The organism is Leptospira brenneri (assembly GCF_002812125.1).
Lineage (GTDB): Bacteria > Spirochaetota > Leptospiria > Leptospirales > Leptospiraceae > Leptospira_A > Leptospira_A brenneri.
The window spans coordinates 135,271-152,096 of record NZ_NPDQ01000007.1 but is presented as its reverse complement, the minus strand read 5'-3'; the positions used below and the strand labels follow the sequence as shown (position 1 = coordinate 152,096).

Annotated in this window: 11 protein-coding genes; 8 read left to right on the top strand and 3 right to left on the bottom strand. The window is 39.3% G+C overall.

Annotated features, from left to right (window positions below; genetic code table 11):
- Positions 1 to 117: 117 nt before the first annotated feature.
- From CH361_RS15215 to CH361_RS15205, 3 genes are read right to left on the bottom strand one after another with little or no spacing between them, the layout of a single operon-like run.
- Positions 118 to 1,563, bottom strand: a complete 1,446-nt coding sequence (locus tag CH361_RS15215; RefSeq protein ID WP_100791665.1) for a gamma-aminobutyraldehyde dehydrogenase — start codon at positions 1,561 to 1,563, stop codon at positions 118 to 120.
- A 7-nt stretch (positions 1,564 to 1,570) separates the two neighbouring features.
- Entirely contained in the window at positions 1,571 to 2,860 is a 1,290-nt protein-coding gene (gabT, locus tag CH361_RS15210) for a 4-aminobutyrate--2-oxoglutarate transaminase (protein WP_100791664.1), read from the bottom strand.
- Positions 2,857 to 4,314, bottom strand: a complete 1,458-nt coding sequence (locus tag CH361_RS15205; protein ID WP_100791663.1) for an NAD-dependent succinate-semialdehyde dehydrogenase — start codon at positions 4,312 to 4,314, stop codon at positions 2,857 to 2,859. The genes gabT and CH361_RS15205 overlap by 4 nt, the downstream gene beginning before the upstream one ends.
- Positions 4,315 to 4,452: 138 nt before the next feature.
- On the opposite strand from CH361_RS15205, the gene CH361_RS15200 reads away from it, so the two are divergent.
- The 8 genes from CH361_RS15200 to CH361_RS15165 all read left to right on the top strand — a co-directional run bounded on the left by CH361_RS15200 (position 4,453) and on the right by CH361_RS15165 (position 16,821).
- A complete protein-coding gene (locus CH361_RS15200) occupies positions 4,453 to 5,622 on the top strand; it encodes an ABC transporter substrate-binding protein (RefSeq protein WP_100791662.1) in 1,170 nt (389 codons plus the stop codon).
- Between the two features lie 35 nt (positions 5,623 to 5,657).
- Positions 5,658 to 6,683: an ABC transporter ATP-binding protein gene (locus CH361_RS15195; protein WP_100791661.1), complete on the top strand. Its 1,026-nt coding sequence runs from the start codon at positions 5,658 to 5,660 to the stop codon at positions 6,681 to 6,683.
- A gap of 10 nt (positions 6,684 to 6,693) precedes the next feature.
- A complete protein-coding gene (locus tag CH361_RS15190) occupies positions 6,694 to 7,611 on the top strand; it encodes an ABC transporter permease (protein ID WP_100791660.1) in 918 nt (305 codons plus the stop codon).
- Entirely contained in the window at positions 7,601 to 8,404 is an 804-nt protein-coding gene (locus CH361_RS15185; protein WP_100791659.1) for an ABC transporter permease, read from the top strand. The genes CH361_RS15190 and CH361_RS15185 overlap by 11 nt, the downstream gene beginning before the upstream one ends.
- 130 nt (positions 8,405 to 8,534) lie before the next feature.
- Complete coding sequence (locus CH361_RS15180; RefSeq protein ID WP_100791658.1) at positions 8,535 to 8,966, top strand: universal stress protein; 432 nt, start codon at positions 8,535 to 8,537, stop codon at positions 8,964 to 8,966.
- A gap of 102 nt (positions 8,967 to 9,068) precedes the next feature.
- On the top strand, positions 9,069 to 10,328 hold the full coding sequence (locus tag CH361_RS15175) for an AfsA-related hotdog domain-containing protein (protein ID WP_100791657.1): 1,260 nt from the start codon (positions 9,069 to 9,071) through the stop codon (positions 10,326 to 10,328).
- Complete coding sequence (locus CH361_RS15170) at positions 10,325 to 11,089, top strand: SDR family NAD(P)-dependent oxidoreductase (RefSeq protein WP_100791656.1); 765 nt, start codon at positions 10,325 to 10,327, stop codon at positions 11,087 to 11,089. The genes CH361_RS15175 and CH361_RS15170 overlap by 4 nt, the downstream gene beginning before the upstream one ends.
- Before the next feature lie 17 nt (positions 11,090 to 11,106).
- Entirely contained in the window at positions 11,107 to 16,821 is a 5,715-nt protein-coding gene (locus CH361_RS15165) for an AAA family ATPase (protein ID WP_100791655.1), read from the top strand.
- Positions 16,822 to 16,826 lie beyond the last annotated feature (5 nt).

Genomic DNA, 16,826 nt, shown 5'->3' with positions numbered 1-16,826 from the left:
CTAAATCATCGAATGAGTGGAAGCTTGGTGCCAACCAATGGAAAAAAGAAACAATCGGATTCTTTTGGGATGTTATGATCTTTTGGACATCCGATTGTTTCACATTGGGACTAGAAATTAAACTCCTCCCACCATTACATGTTTGGTGATTAGATAATCGCCTACAGATTCGGCTGACAAATCTTTTCCAAATCCGGACTGTTTGAATCCTCCATGCGGTGTTTCAGAAGCCAATGGCAAATGGTCGTTCACCCAAACGGTTCCAAACTCAAACCTTTTGGCAACTCGCATAGCGCGCGCTATATCCTTTGTCCAAATCGATGAAGCAAGGCCATAATTTACATCATTTGCTAATCTTATTCCTTCTTCCTCGTTCTCATAGGATTGGATGGTGAGAACTGGGCCAAAAATTTCATTTTGAACTACATCAAAGTTTTGTTCGACATTGGTGATCACCGTGGGTGCAAAGAAATATCCTTTTTCAAACCCTTTCGGAATTTCTCCACCAGTGAGAATTTTAGCTCCTTGTTTTTTAGCACGATCCATAAATCCTAAAACTCGTTCACGGTGGATGGCAGAAATCAGAGGACCCATTTCTGTTTGGTCCTTGAATGGATCACCCACATTGACTGCTTTCATGGCATCAACAACGGCCTCGGTGATTTTTTTCTCGAGGGCTTTGGGAACCAGAATCCTTGTGGCAGCCGTACAATCTTGGCCAGAGTTACATGTGGCACCAAACGCTGCTTTTGCGGCAAAAAGATTGATGTCTACATCATCAAAAACGAGAAGGGGAGCTTTCCCTCCGAGTTCTAAATGCACTCGTTTTAAGGAATCCGATGCGGATTTCATAATATTTTTTCCCGTTCCGGTAGATCCGGTTAGAGAAACCATACGTACGAGTGGATGGTCCACAATGGCCTGACCTGCGGCATTGCCACCAGTCACAATATTGATCACTCCATCAGGAATTCCTGCTTCTTTTGTTAGTTCAGCTAACATAAGTGTTGTGATTGGAGTTCCTGGTGCCGGTTTTAAAATGACAGTACAACCTGCTGCGAGTGCTGGTCCAAATTTCCAAACAGCCATAAGTAAAGGATAGTTCCAAGGGGCAATTTGACCAACCACACCCACTGGTTCTCTACGTAAGATGGAAGTATATCCTGGTTGGTATTCGTTTGCACGGCTTCCCTGTACGTCACGAGCTGCGGTAGCAAAAAATCGAATGTTGTCCACAGCAAAAGGAATGTCACCAGCTAAACTTAAATTTTTATAAGGTTTTCCAGCATTGAGCGATTCTTGTTTGGCAAACTCTTCTGTTTTTGCTTCTAAAAGATCTGCTAATTTCCAAATGGCTTTAGAACGTTCGCTTGGAGTGATTCCCGACCATCTGCCATCATAAAAAGCCCTGTGAGCTGCTTTTGCTGCATTGTCTACATCAGCGGCACTGGCATCAATCACTTGTGCAATCTTTTCTCCAGTGGCAGGATTTTCGATGTCCATAAGTTTCCCGCCGTTTGTATTTACCCACTTACCATCAATCCAAAGTTTATATTCATTCATACGTTTGTTATATTTCCTTTAGTGTTTTTGTTATGATAGAAAGACCTTCTTTGACAATGGATTCTTCTGCCGTGATGGGAACTAGAATCCTGATCACGTTTCCATACACACCGCAAGAGAGGAGGACAAGTCCATGTTCCAAGGCTTTTGTTGTGAGTTTTTTTGCGAGATCAGCAGAAGGTTTGTTTGCATCTCCATCTTTTACGAGTTCAAATGCAACCATTCCACCTAATCCACGTATTTCGCCGATATGGGGGTATGATTTTTTGATTTCATTTAGTTCCGCAATCAACAGTTCCCCAAGTTTTACTGACTTCTCTAAAATCCCTTCTTCTTCGATGAGATCCATCACCGCTATCCCCGCAGCACAAGCCACCGGATTTCCTGCATAAGTTCCGCCAAGTCCCCCTGGTTCGACTGCGTCCATAATGGAAGTTTTTCCAATCACTGCAGAAAGCGGCATCCCTGCTGCAAGTGACTTGGCTGTGGTAATGAGATCTGGTTTGATTCCTGAATGTTCGATTGCAAAAAGTTTTCCTGTTCTTGCAAATCCAGATTGTACTTCATCCGCAATGAGAAGGATTCCATGTTCATCACAAATGGTTCTTAGTTTTTTAAGGAAACTAGGAGAAGCAATATAGAATCCACCTTCACCTTGCACGGGTTCGATGGCAATTGCTGCCACTCGAGAAGGATCGATGTCTGCTTTGAAGAGATTGTTGAGTGCTTTGATCGAATCGTCTTCTGTCACTCCATGGTATTCCATAGGAAATGGAATGTGATATACATCGCTTGCGAAGGGACCAAATCCTTTTTTGTAAGGAACCACTTTCCCAGTAAGGGCAAGCGCCATCATGGTTCGTCCATGAAATCCACCCAGAAAACTGATGATCCCTGGTCTCCCTGTAGCTGCCCTTGCAATTTTGACCGCGTTTTCTAAAGCTTCTGCCCCAGAAGAAAATAGGATGGTTTTGGCTCCACCATCAATCGGTGCTTTCGCGTTTAGTTTTTCTGCAAGAACGATATATGGCTCATAAGGCATAATTTGGAAGGCAGTGTGCAAAACTTGGTCCACTTGTTTGTGGATGGCAGCGAGTACTTTTGGATGGCAATGTCCCGTGTTTTGGACTCCAATCCCACCACCAAAATCAATAAACCGTTTTCCTTCGATGTCCCAAATTTCTGCATTTTTCGCTTTTTCAGCAAACACTGGATAAGCGGTTGTGACTCCCCTGGGAACGTTTGCGAGTCTTCTTTCCCATAAAGTTTGGTTTGTTTGTTTTTGATTGCCCGTCATTTGATTCCTCCGAGGCAGAGATATTTGGTTACTGTATAATCATCGAGTCCGTATTTAGAGCCTTCGCGTCCCATTCCAGAGAATTTGACTCCACCAAAGGGAACTTGTTCTGAAGAAATGAGTCCTTCGTTAATTCCCACCATCCCGTATTCTAATTGTTCGGCGACTCTAAAAGTGCGAGCCATATCTTTTGTATATAAATAGGAAGCAAGTCCAAAGTCGGTATCGTTTGCAAGGCGAATGGCTTCTTCTTCTGTTTGGAAGGTTTGGATACACGAAACAGGCCCAAAGGTTTCTTCTTGAGTTACGATCATGGAAGAACTTACCGGATACAAAACTGTTGGTTCAAAAAAATTTCCACCTAGAGTATGTTCTTTCCCTCCGGTTAGGACTTTGGCTCCCTTGGATACGGCATCAGCAATATGAGTTTTTACTTTTTCAAGTGCCGCATCATTGATGAGTGGGCCTTGTTGGGCATTGGGTTCCATTCCGTTGGCAACTATGAGTTCTTTGGCTTTTTCTGCTAGTTTCTTTGCAAATATTTCCGCAACTGAAGTTTGGACTAGAAAACGATTCACACACACACAAGTTTGTCCTGTGTTCCTGTATTTGGAGAGCATGGCCCCTTTGATGGCCTCATCCATATCCGCATCTTCAAAAACAATAAAAGGAGCATTGCCACCTAACTCTAGTGAGAGTTTTTTTAAGGTAGCCGCTGATTTTTCCATTAAATAAATTCCAGTTTTTGTGGATCCAGTAAAACTAAGTTTACGAACTTCTTTACTTTCTAAAATTGTTTTTCCGATCGAAATTGGATCTCCCACTAACACGTTCCATACGCCTTTAGGAAGTCCTGCTCTTTCAGCAAGCACTGCCATCGCAAGTGCAGAGTAGGGTGTGAGTTCTGCTGGTTTCGAAACAACAGTGCATCCTGCAGCGAGTGCGGGTGCTACTTTCCTTGCAAGCATCGCCGCAGGAAAATTCCAAGGTGTAATGGTTCCCACCACTCCAATGGGTTCTTTTAAAACCAAAATCCTTGTATCTTTTCTATGGGAAGGAATGATATCACCATAGGAACGTTTTGCTTCTTCACCAAACCATTCGATGTATGATGCAGCATAGGCAATTTCTCCCCTAGCTTCTGTTAGCGGTTTTCCTTGTTCTTGAGTCATGATGAGAGCAAGATCTTCTTGGTTGTCTATCATGAGTTGGAACCATTTGCGTAAAATTCCTGCTCGTTCTTTTGCGGGACGTGATTTCCAATCATTCAGTGCTTCTTTCGCTGATTGAATGGCACGAATCGTGTCTTTTTCCTCTGAGTGAGGTATGTTCCCGATGATCTCACCGTTTGCGGGGTTATGTACTAAAATTTCTTTTTTATTTTCAGAAGGGCACCATACCCCACCAATGAAGTTTTCTTGTCGAAAAAGGTCTTTGTCTTTGATGTATTTCATACGAAACCTGTGCTTTCATCGAAATCCCAACGCATAAAAATTCCTACCTTTTTTTTGAAAACTTAGTAAGTGGTTGCTTAATTTTGGATTTTTGATATCTAATCACTGACATAAGTAAAACCAGGAGCACATAGGTTTATGAAATTCGATTTAAACAAACGAGTGATTTTTTCTGTTGCAGTCCTAACAATCGCATTTGCGGTTGCCTGCGGCAAAAAAGAAACAAAGGTTTCCGAAATCGGACAAGGCGAGGGAGAAGTTTCCATCGTTGCTTGGGCGGGATACATTGAGCGCGGTGAAACAGACAAAGGATATGACTGGGTCACTGAATTTGAAAAGAATACTGGCTGTAAAGTGAGTGTAAAAACTGCCGCCACATCTGATGAGATGGTAGCACTTATGAATGAAGGTGGGTTCGATTTAGTTACTGCATCCGGTGATGCATCCCTTCGTTTAGTTGCTGGAGGAAAGGTTCAAGAGATTAACACTGATCTTCTCCCTAGTTGGAAAAATGTAGATTCTCGTTTGCAAAATGCTCCTTGGCATACTGTAGAAGGAAAACATTACGGTGTTCCTTACCAATGGGGTCCGAACGTTCTTATGTACAACACAAAAGTATTTAAAAAAGCTCCTACAAGTTGGGATGTTGTGTTTGAAGAACAAGTTTTTCCTGATGGGAAATCAAACAAAGGTCGTGTACAAGCATTCGATGGTCCAATTTACATCGCTGATGCGGCTTTATATTTAAAACAAGCAAAACCAGAACTTGGAATCCAAGATCCTTATGAGTTGGATGAAAAACAATACAATGCTGTCATTGAATTATTAAAGAAACAAAGACAACTTGTTCCAAAGTATTGGCATGATGCTATGGTTCAAGTGGATGACTTTAAAAAAGAAGGACTTGTTGCTTCTTCTACATGGCCATTCCAAGTAAACTTACTTGTGGGTGAAAAACAACCTGTAGCTTCCATCGTTCCGAAAGAAGGTGCGACTGGTTGGGCAGACAGCACAATGTTACACAAAGATTCTAAACACGTGAACTGTGCTTACAAGTGGTTAGAACATTCATTGTCACCAAAAGTACAAGGGGATCTTGCTTCTTGGTTTGGATCTGTTCCTTCCGTTCCATCTGCTTGTAAAGGAAATGCTTTACTTGGAGACACAGGTTGTGCTGTAAACGGATTCAATAACTTTGAAAAAATTGCATTCTGGAGAACTCCAAAAGAAGATTGTTCCGGTGGAAGAAAATGTGTGCCTTATAAAAAATGGGCTGAAGACTATATTTCCATCATTGGAAGTAAATAAAATATCCTAACATTACAAGTTCTGAAGGAGAGGGAATGGACCAAGTTTACGATGTTGAATTTCAAAATGTAACAAGGAAATTCGACCAATTTATAGCGGTGGATGATGTCTCCTTCGGGATTCGAAAAGGTGAATTCTTTTCGATGTTAGGCCCTTCCGGGTCTGGTAAAACAACTTGCCTCCGTATGGTGGCAGGGTTTCAAGATACAACCTCAGGAAGGGTTCTTTTGGAAGGCGTCGATGTCACAGGCATTCCGCCTTACAAAAGAAATGTAAATACAGTCTTTCAAGACTATGCTTTGTTTCCTCACATGACCGTGGCGGAAAATGTTGGGTATGGTTTAAAAATCAAAAAAACTCCTACAAAAGAAATCGACCAAAGAGTTTCTGAAATGCTTGCCATGGTTCGCCTTCCCGATGTGGGAAATCGTAAACCTTCTGAATTATCTGGAGGGCAAAGACAAAGGATTGCGCTGGCAAGAGCTCTGATCAATCGCCCAGGAGTTTTGCTTTTGGATGAACCACTCGGTGCCCTGGATTTAAAACTCAGAGAAGAAATGCAATTGGAACTCAAAGCCATCCAAAAAGAAGTGGGGATCACTTTTATCTTTGTCACTCATGACCAAGAAGAAGCCCTCTCGATGTCGGATCGCATTGCAGTCTTTAATAAAGGTAAGGTGGAGCAAATTGCCACACCGGAAGAATTGTATGATCGCCCCAAAACAGAATTTGTTGCCAACTTCGTAGGAACTTCTAATATTCTTTCTTTGGAAGAAACAAAACGTCTTACAGGCCAAACTGGCAAAGGAATGATTCGCCCTGAGCGAGTGCATGTGTTTGCCAATGCAAAGGAAGACAATCACTCTACTGGTTACAGAACCTTTAAAGCAATTTTAAAAAGCCAAGTGTATTCAGGTGCTACATCCAAAATGCATTTTGAAATTCCCAATGGTTCGAGGATCATTGCATCCACTCAAAATTTAAAAATTTCTGCAGAACATATTGCAATTGGTTCGGAAGTGCTTGTGGGTTGGAAAGATTCCGACATGCATTTACTTTGAGGATTTGTAAATGACAACTACCTTTGATAAGTTTTTTACATTTCTTTTTTATCGTAAGGGTCTTGCGATATTTCTATTACTAGCACCACTTCTGATTTGGCTTGGGGTTGTGTATTTGGGATCTCTTTTTACACTCCTCATTCAAAGTTTTTTCTCTATCGACTCTTTCTCTGGAGTGATCAAAAGAGAATTTACTTTAGAATCTTATTATGATCTGTTCCGCCAAAGTACCAACTGGGATATCATCATTCGTACCACTACTATGGCGTTTACTGTCACGCTTGTGAGTGCAATCATTGCATTCCCGATTGCCTATTATATGGCAATGTATGCTGGTCCTAAATTAAAACCGGTTCTTTATTTGGGAGTCATGTTACCACTTTGGTCGAGTTACCTTGTGAAAGTTTATTCGTGGAAGCTCATCATGGCTAAAGAGGGGATTCTAACTTGGTTTTTGGAAGAACTTGGGCTTTTACATGTTTTGGATGTCGTTCTTTCTCTTCCTGTCATTGGTGGAACTTCTTTGTCTTTTTCTTATATAGGGATGTTTTTGGTTTTTGTTTACATCTGGCTTCCTTATATGATCCTTCCTATCCAAGCATCATTAGAACGGATTCCGAAATCTTTACTCGAAGCTTCCTCTGATTTAGGTGGTGGCCCTGCTCAAACGTTTCGTAAAGTTGTGTTGCCGTTGGCATTCCCGGGAGTGGTGGCCGGTTCTATTTTCACCTTCTCTCTCACATTAGGTGATTATATCATTCCAACCATTATTGGAAACTCAAGTTATTTTATTGGAATGGCAGTTTATACCCATCAAGGAACAGCAGGTAACATCCCTTTGGCGGCCGCTTTTTCCGTGATTCCTATCATCATTATGATGGTATATCTCATGATCGCAAAACGATTAGGAGCTTTCGATGCCCTCTAAATGGAATTTCGGAACAATTGGATTAAAAATTGCAACCGTCCTTGGTTTTCTATTTATCCATATCCCCATTTTTATCATCATCATGTATGCTTTTTCTACTGATGAGAAAACATTCCAATTTCCGTTACCAGGATTCACTCTCAAATGGTTTGGAGTGGCTTGGGAAAGAAATGATATTTGGGAAGCCATCATTCTATCTTCTCAAGTCGCGACTGTTTCCACGGTTATGGCTATCATCCTTGGAACCTTGGCTTGTCTTGCTGTCTATCGGAGTAAGTTCTTTGGAAGAGAAGTGATTTCCTTTCTTGTGATTTTGCCGATTGCTTTGCCTGGAATTGTCACTGGGATTTCACTTAGGTCTGCCATGTCTCTTTTTGGAATTCCTTTTAGTACTTGGACCATTGTGATTGCTCACGCGACGTTTTGTATTGTCACTGTTTATAACAACGTTTTGGCGAGACTGCGTCGAAGTTCTCACTCCATGGTAGAAGCATCTATGGATTTAGGTGCGAACCCTTGGCAAACATTTCGATTTGTGATTTTACCAAATATAGCCACTGCACTTCTCGCAGGTGGGATGTTGTCATTTGCATTATCTTTTGATGAAGTCATTGTAACCACCTTTACTGCGGGCCAACAGTCCACTGTTCCTATTTGGATGTTAACGGAATTCATTCGTCCTAGACAAAGACCAGTGACAAATGTGGTGGCTGTTTTTGTGATTCTTGTGACAACACTTCCAATCCTTGTAGCTTATTATTTAACGAAAGAAGATGAGGGTGGGAAAAAATAATCCCACCAAATTTCATTTGTATTGATGATTGAATTCTAAAGTTCTAAATTCCGCGTACTCTTTTATCAATTTTGACATTTATCAAAGGAATTTCACTTTCCGAAAATGAAGAAAATGGTAAAATTCCTGTATGGAAAAATTGATTCAAACACTGATCATTCCTATTGATGGTTCTCCAAGTTCTGCAAAAGCTTTGGAGTTTGGTTTAGCAATCGCAAAGGCAAGTAATGCAAAATGTTATGTTGTGGAAGTGATTGAGGATTTTGGTCCATTGCCAGGCTACTATGATGCGGCCCCTGCCGGAAAAGACAGGGTGAAATGGATCTCTGAGCAGCGATTTGAAAAGATACATCCGATTCTGGATGAGACCACAGTCAAATGGGAACGTGTGATTTTAGAAGGTTACCCTGCTGAAGAAATATGCAAACTTGCTGAAAAAGAAAAAGCCGATTTGATCGTTATTGGAAGTAGGGGTCACGGAATTCTTGGAAGATTCATTATGGGAAGCGTTTCTGATCGTGTTGTGCATTACGCGCCATGTTCAGTAACCATTGTTAGGTGAGAATGGCATAAATTTGTCAATTCATTGTTAAATTAGTTGCGCTGAATTCTATCCTATCGGAATCTACGGACTTACCCTAGAAGAGATTTTCGGTTGATCCCAATGAAGGTTTTTGATAAAGAAGAATTCCCAGCAGTTTTACCTCTTGATAAAAGATACACTCGGACTTATTTCCAAGACGACAGTTTCGTTTCCAATATTCGAAGGGCTCTCCCTCGAATGGTTACGGCTGTTGTCATGGAAGAAGATGTTTTTCCTAGGTTAAACCAAGGGGAAATTGACTTTTTGCTACAATACTATGCAAAAAGACAAGATTCTAGTGGGAGTTATTACCAACTCAAAACAATTCCGTATCGCATTCGTAAAGAATCAGCAGAAAAGATTTTATCGGAAGCCGAGATTGATGATACGCAGAGAGATTTTATTAGTAAGTTTTATCATTTTGATGCAGAATCCCAACATTATATTCTAAATGATAAGGTTACAGAATCAGATGAGATTAGAATCCTTCAAATTGTTAAACGTCGAGACTACTATGTTGGCAATGTAGAGAAATCGAAAATATCTGCAATCTTCGAGCCAATTGAAGCAATTCCCAAAAAAGATACTTTTTTTGCGAATTTGTATATTCCTCCGAATCATAAATTTTTTTCACCACCCAATCTAAAACATATTTCGGGAATGCAAATTGTAGAAGCCGCCAGACAATTCGGAATTTCTTGTAATCATATGTATGGGAAGGTTCCCTTTGAAGGAGTCACCTTTTTATTGTTATATTTAAACTCAGAGTTTTTTCAATATGCAAAGATGAATATGCCGATTAAACTCCGAGCCAAAGCCATCGAGACCAAAAACAGTAAATCAGGTTATTGGAACTACTCGAAATTAGAAATCACTGCCTACCAGGAAAATCAGGAAATCACTCGTATTGAAATGGCCGCAAGTATCCTGCCTTTAAAAGTATACAAACGCTTAAAAATTACTCAGGAAGAAGTTTATGAAATTGATCCCAGATTCCGCATTCTGGATCAATTTAAGAATAACATTTCAGTTAGGGATAATGGACGTAATATCGTCTCAACCATCGAAAATATTTCTAGTTCTGGGTTTATGGTGCGCTGCTCAGGGATCCATCCGGGTGATTTGGCCAATAGTGGGCAGCTCGAATTTTTTATGCATTTTGATATTGTGGGTTTTGTCCATGGAACTTGTATTTTATTATGGATCAAAGAAGACGATAATAATGAAGACACTTTCTTTGCCGGGTTTCGTTTCGAGTCGATTTCTGAATTAGATAGAGCCAATGTAAAGGAAGCAATCAATCGTTATGGAAGATTGATTGAAGAAAGGGAAATCCAATGAGCGGAAAAAAAGTAGCATTAGTAACCGGAGGGACCTCTGGTTTAGGAAGATCCATCGTCCTTGAATTTGCAAACGCTGGTTATGTGGTTGGATTTTGCGGGAGAAGAAAACAAGAAGGGGAAGAAACCCTGGCTCTCCTGGAAAAACAAGGTGGAACGGGAATGTTCGTCCGTTGTGATGTCACACAATCGGAAGCAGTTCGTAATTTTGTTGAATCAATTGTCTCAAAGTATGGTTCTGTTGATGTTGCGGTCAACAATGCAGGAATTTCTGGGGTTTTGAAGGCAACTGCAGATTATCCATTAGATATTTTTGATTCTGTAATGGATGTAAATTTAAAAGGAACCTTTCTTTCTATGCAATTTGAGTTAAAACAATTTTTGGCTCAAGGGAAAGGGGGAGTCATTATCAATGTTTCTTCGGCACTTGGTGTTCGAGGAAAAGAAAAAGCGGGTCCTTATTCGATGACTAAACATGGAATCATTGGACTTACTAAGTCCGCCGCTCTGGAATACGGATCTTCCGGAATTCGGGTTGTAGCTCTTTGTCCTGGCGGGATCCAAACAGAAATGGATGATGTTTTTTATGCCAATGTACCTAACCCGGAAGAGGTAAAAAAGGAAAGGATGAAATCTTACGCTTTGGGTAGAATGGCAACTCCAGAAGAAGTTGCAAAAACTTGTGTCTGGTTGTCTACCGATGGCGCTGCCTTCATCACTGGGGCTGTGATACCTGTCGACGGTGGCAAAACAGCTAGATAACTAGATAAGGGATTTTTGTGTTCACAGTAGGGAAATATAAAGCAATTAAGGAATTCCATTTAGGAAAAAGGAGTTCCGTTTATATCGGAGAATCTTCATCCGGAAATCCCGTTGTGATTAAGTTACTGAATCGCGACTATCCGGACAACCAGGAGATCACTCGCTTTAAAAGTGAATTTGAAATCCTACGATCCATTGATTCCCATTATACATTAAGACCTTTAGATCTAGAATCTTATCAAAATACTGTTGCCATTGTTTTCCCACATGTTGGGTATACCGATCTCGCCAAATTACAGTTAAGTGGTAAATATAGTAATATTGCAACTTTTTTGAATATTGCTATCGAAGTTTGTAAGGCATTAATTGATATTCATAAAGCAAAAATTGTACACAATGATATCAAAGCACAAAATATAATTTATAATCCAGATACCGGTGACTTAAAGATCATTGATTTTGGTTCAGCCACTCTTCTCACTCACCGGAATTTTTATCTTCCGATGAATCAGAATTTAACGGGTACTTTGGCTCACATCTCTCCTGAACAAACAGGACGAATGAACCGAACTGTAGATTATAGAACAGATTTTTATTCCTTCGGTGTCACCTTATACCAGTTAATTACTGGTGATCTACCATTTTTATACACGGATAGTTTGGAGATGGTTCATGCCCATCTAGCAAAAACTCCTCTTTCACCACAAGAGAGAAGTGGTGCACCAAAAATTATCTCTGATCTGATTATGAAACTTTTGGAAAAAAATCCAGAAGATCGTTATCAAACAGCTACTGGTTTACTTTCTGATCTTTCTGCAATCCAGTCTGTTCTTTTAGGAAATGGGCGAGACGCACTACATCAGTTCCAAATGGAACTTGCAAAAAATGATAAATCTTCTCGGTTTCAAATTCCAAAAAAATTATATGGAAGAGAAAACCAACTTCAAATTTTTGAAGAAAAGTTTCTGGATGCAACAGAAGGTCGGATAGAAATTTTTCTGATCTCTGGGCGTTCTGGGATTGGAAAGTCTGCTCTCATCAATGAAATTCAAAAACCAGTAACCCGAGAAAAGGCATATTTTACTTCTGGGAAATTTGATTTATATAAAAAATCAATTCCTTATCGTGCGATCAATTTGGCCTTACAAGGACTTGTGCGCCAATTACTTTCTGAAAGTGAATCTTCGGTAAAAGAATGGAATCGCATTCTGAACGATGCTCTGGGTGCAAATGCAAAGTTGATCATTGATGTGGTTCCAGAGTTGTCACAGTTGTTAGGGGAGAAGACAGCTCCCCCAGAACTGGATGGAATAGAAACAGAAAATCGATTTCATTTAGTGTTTCGAAAATTTTTGCGTACCATTTGTACGAAAGAACATCCTGTTGTTCTTTTTCTGGATGATATGCAGTGGGCAGACTCTTCAAGTATTCTTCTTTTGAAGGAAGTTCTCACAGATCCTGAAATTTCTCATTTTTTTATTATTTTATCTTATCGTGACAATGAAGTATTCCCCACAGATCCGTTTTTTCGTTTACTAGAAGAACTTCGTGAACATCTAATCCCTGTTACTGAGATTCGATTGGAGCCACTTCGTGAAAGGGATGTTGCTTCCCTTGTTTCGGAAACCTTAGTTGTTCCTGAGTCTGAAATTCGACCTATTGCCGAAGTTCTTTGGAAAAAAACAAAAGGAAATCCATTTCATGTGAATGAAATGTTTAAGAATCTCTATGAGAGATCTTATATTTATTTTGCGGATGATCATTGGTCTTGGGATAAAGATAAAATTGATTCAGTTAATATTTCTGATAATGTTATCGATTTAATCATAGATAAAATTAATTTACAAACCCCTGAGTTGGTAGAAGCGTTAAAACTTACTGCCTGTATCGGGAACTGGTTCCGCCATGATATTTATGCAACCATCGCGGAGAGGCCTTACCATAAGGCTTCCATGGATTTGGTTTCTCTTGCTAATGAAGAATTTTTAATTCTTGGGTTAGAGGATGCAAATTTCACTCATGATAAAATCAGGGAAGCAATCTACAAAATTATTTCTCCTGAAGAAAAATCTAAACTTCATTATAAAATAGGGAAAACTTATCTTTCTATTCTTTATAAGTATAAGTTAGAAGATCATCTGTTTACAATTGTGAACCAACTGAATTTGGGTGCTTCCCAGATGAAGGGAAGTGAAGAATTGGCCGAGTTGCGAGTGTTAAATGAGAAGGCTGGATTTAAAGCATTAAATTCATCCGCTTATGATGCTGCTTTTACTTTTTTCGATAGAATGGTTGGGCTTATGTCTGACAATGAGTGGAGTTCTGAATATGAAAACACTCTGAAATTACATTTAGCTTATGCAAGATCGGCCTATCTCTCTAAGAACTTTGAAGCTGCCGAAAAAAGTTTTAATTATATTCTAAGTTTCGTACGAAACGATTTGGATAAAATTTTAGTTTATGAGCTTCAATCATCAATGCTTGTGACTCAAAACAAAATGAAAGAGGTCTTAGAAACTCTTAAACAAGCATTAAAACTTGTCGGGGTAAGATTACCCAAAAAAGCAACTCCTCTATCTCCACTTAGTGAAATTTTAAAGTTTAAACTTAAATTAGGTCGAAAGACTATCGAAAGTTTGGAAAACCTCCCCGTTTCAGAAGATCCAAAATATTTAGCAATCATGAGACTTCTCAATGCTTGTATTGCTCCTTCTTTTTTAGCAGAACCAAATTTATTTCCAGTGATTGTTTTGAAATTGGTCAACCATACTCTCCGATATGGATTATCTGAGATCAGTGCCTTTGGGTTCTGTGCTATGGGAATGATCCAAGGTTCTGGCCTTGGTAATTATGAAGATGGATTAAAATTTGGCCAGTTAGGTGTTCGGTTACTTGATTCCTTAGATGCTAGAACTTTTAGATGTCGAACTTTGTTTATGTTTGCATGTATGATTGCTCCTTGGAAAAATCATGCGAGAGATGGACGTTCTATATTTTGGGATAGTTTTCTTGCCGGAATGGAAACAGGAGATTTACAATACTCGGCTTATTCTTTAAATAATATCCATTTCCAAGGTATGTTGTTTCGGGAAAACTTGGAAGACCTTTATAAAAGCCAACTTCGTTACGATGCCTCACTTCTCAGTTTACGCCAAAACCATGCTTATCAGGTACATCGTTTAAATCTTCAATTGGTTGAGAATATGAGAGGGGAATCTGCTGACCCAATGAATTTAGAGGGTCGGTATTTTTCCGAATCGGAAACTGTTTCTGAATGGTTGGCTACTGGAAATGCAAATGCTCTTTTTGACTATAACTTATGTAAGTTGCGAATTGAGTATTTCCTAGGTGATAAATTAAAGGCTTATGAATATTCTTTAAAATTGGATTCTTTGGAAGGTGCAATGTTCGGAATGATGTTTGTTCCTGAACATGTGTTTTTTGGGGCTCTTGTCGCCTTTTCTCTCATTGTTGATGATCAAACTCCTCCTGGAGTGACGAAAGCTGCTCTCAAAAAGAGATTAGTGAATTTTGGAAAACGAATGAAGGTATGGGCAAAAAGTTCTCCTGAAAATTTTGCTCATAAATATGAAATTATCTCGGCTTTATTACTTTATATTGCAAATGAAAAAACACAAGCAGTGATTGCTTGTAAGGCAGCCATTTCTTCCGCTCGAGAATTTAGTTATATTTTAGAAGAAGCAATAGCAAACGAATTTCTGGTTCGAATGTGGAAGGAAACAGGGTTTGAACAATACAGTAACCTACATTTGGTGGAAGCACATTACCGATATGGTAAATATGGATTTTTGTCTAAGGTAAAACAACTAGAAGCCAATCATATCGCGTTAAAAAAATACATTGGGAGAAACTTCCGAACTGATTCTACGGATAGCCTTTCCTTGTTTAGTACAACCAAAGATATTTTTGGTGATGTCGGTTCTTCCTTAGATATCAATACGGTAATCAAAGCATCTCAAACTATTTCTGGAGAAATTCAGCTCAATCGTCTTTTGGAAAAGATGATGAAAATTCTAATTGAGAATGCTGGTGCGGAGAGGGGATATTTTATTTTAAAATCTGACTCAGGGTGGCAGGTTTTGGCCGAATCAGAGGCAGAAAAAGAATCTGTTTTTGTTTATTCAGAATCTCCTTTTGCCATTGATTTTTTAGAGCCTGTTGCTTATGTGAATCAGAATAAAATTCCTTCGCAAATTATTGGTTATGTGGTGAGAACAGGGCTTGTTGTGATTTGTGGAGATGCTGCTAGGGAAGGGGATTTTAAAAATGATCCTTATGTAAAAATGACCCTTCCTAAATCTCTACTTTGTTATCCAATTTTGAGCCATGGGACTGTGGTGGGTATTGTTTATTTGGAGAACAATCTTACTACAGATGCATTCACTCCTGGTCGTGTGGAAATTCTTAAAATTTTATCTTCGCAAATTGCTGTTTCAATTGAGAACTCTCTTCTTTATACTAACCTAGAACAAAAAGTTGATGAGCGAACTAAAGAATTGAATTATGCGTTAACGGAAGTTAAGGGTTTGAAAGAGCAACAGGATGGCGATTATTTTTTAGCTTCATTACTGATTGAACCATTAACACAAAATCATGCTAGTTCATCGAATATGAAAATTCAGTTCCTTACCGAACAAAAAAAGAAATTTTCTTATAAGCAGTGGAGTTCTGAAATTGGTGGGGATCTATGTGTATCTTCCTCTATCCAGTTGCAAGATAAGAAGTATATTGTTGTTTTGAATGGTGATGCTATGGGTAAGTCCATGCAAGGAGCGAGCGGGGCTCTTGTGATTGGATCCGTATTTGAAGCCATCATTAAAAGAAATGGGCAGTCCGATGAAGGTCGTGACATCACTCCCGAAAAATGGGTGAGTAATGCTTACATCGAATTACATAACACACTTGTGACCTTTGATGGTTCAATGCTTATATCTATGTTTCTTTGTTTGATTGATGATGAAACAGGTTTTTTCTATTTCCTCAATGCAGAGCATCCAAGACCGGTAATTTATCGTAATCGTAATACTTTTTTCCTACCACATAACTATGTTTGTGCGAAGTTAGGGTTGTTAGCATCTAAAAAGGCTCTGCAAATCAATACCTTCCAGTTAGAAAAAGGAGATGTATTGTTGATTGGTTCCGATGGCCGAGATGATATCCTCATTGGTTCTGAAATCGAAATGGAAGTAAATGAGGATGATGAATTATTTCTTAAAACAACACTAGAAGGTCAAGGGGATTTAGAATCCATTCGTGATGCTATTAAAAGTCATGGTGAGTTAATTGATGATTTGTCTTTGATCCGAGTGGAGTACACGGGTGACGGATCACCGATCCATATTCCAAACAACCATCCAAAACATTTTGTTTACCTAAGAGCATTGACTTTATACAAACAAAAAAAATGGTCTGATGTGGAAAGGATGATTTCAGGGAATTTTGATTCCATCCACGAAGCCCCGCTTTCCGTCCAAAAGATTTATTTGTATACTGAATACAGAATGTCTGCCTTCCCTTTGGAATTTGCTGTAAAATATATACAAAAAAATCCATCGGACAGCCTAACACTTTTCTACATTGCCGAGGCATTGTTTAAAAATGGTGATTTTTCGGCGGCTTTTGACTATTCGGAAAGAGTGCAGTTGAGGCGTCCTTACCACAAAGAAAACAATATTTTATTTGCTCGACTCTTGGAACTTCGGCGAAAATAAATCAT

Coding starts and splice junctions, on each gene's coding strand:
- CH361_RS15190 (WP_100791660.1), top strand. CDS start 6,694: ATGACAACTACCTTTGATAAGTTTTTTACATTTCTTTTTTATCGTAAG.
- CH361_RS15170 (WP_100791656.1), top strand. CDS start 10,325: ATGAGCGGAAAAAAAGTAGCATTAGTAACCGGAGGGACCTCTGGTTTA.
- CH361_RS15205 (WP_100791663.1), bottom strand. CDS start 4,314: ATGAAATACATCAAAGACAAAGACCTTTTTCGACAAGAAAACTTCATT.
- CH361_RS15180 (WP_100791658.1), top strand. CDS start 8,535: ATGGAAAAATTGATTCAAACACTGATCATTCCTATTGATGGTTCTCCA.
- gabT (WP_100791664.1), bottom strand. CDS start 2,860: ATGACGGGCAATCAAAAACAAACAAACCAAACTTTATGGGAAAGAAGA.
- CH361_RS15195 (WP_100791661.1), top strand. CDS start 5,658: ATGGACCAAGTTTACGATGTTGAATTTCAAAATGTAACAAGGAAATTC.
- CH361_RS15185 (WP_100791659.1), top strand. CDS start 7,601: ATGCCCTCTAAATGGAATTTCGGAACAATTGGATTAAAAATTGCAACC.
- CH361_RS15215 (WP_100791665.1), bottom strand. CDS start 1,563: ATGAATGAATATAAACTTTGGATTGATGGTAAGTGGGTAAATACAAAC.
- CH361_RS15200 (WP_100791662.1), top strand. CDS start 4,453: ATGAAATTCGATTTAAACAAACGAGTGATTTTTTCTGTTGCAGTCCTA.
- CH361_RS15175 (WP_100791657.1), top strand. CDS start 9,069: ATGAAGGTTTTTGATAAAGAAGAATTCCCAGCAGTTTTACCTCTTGAT.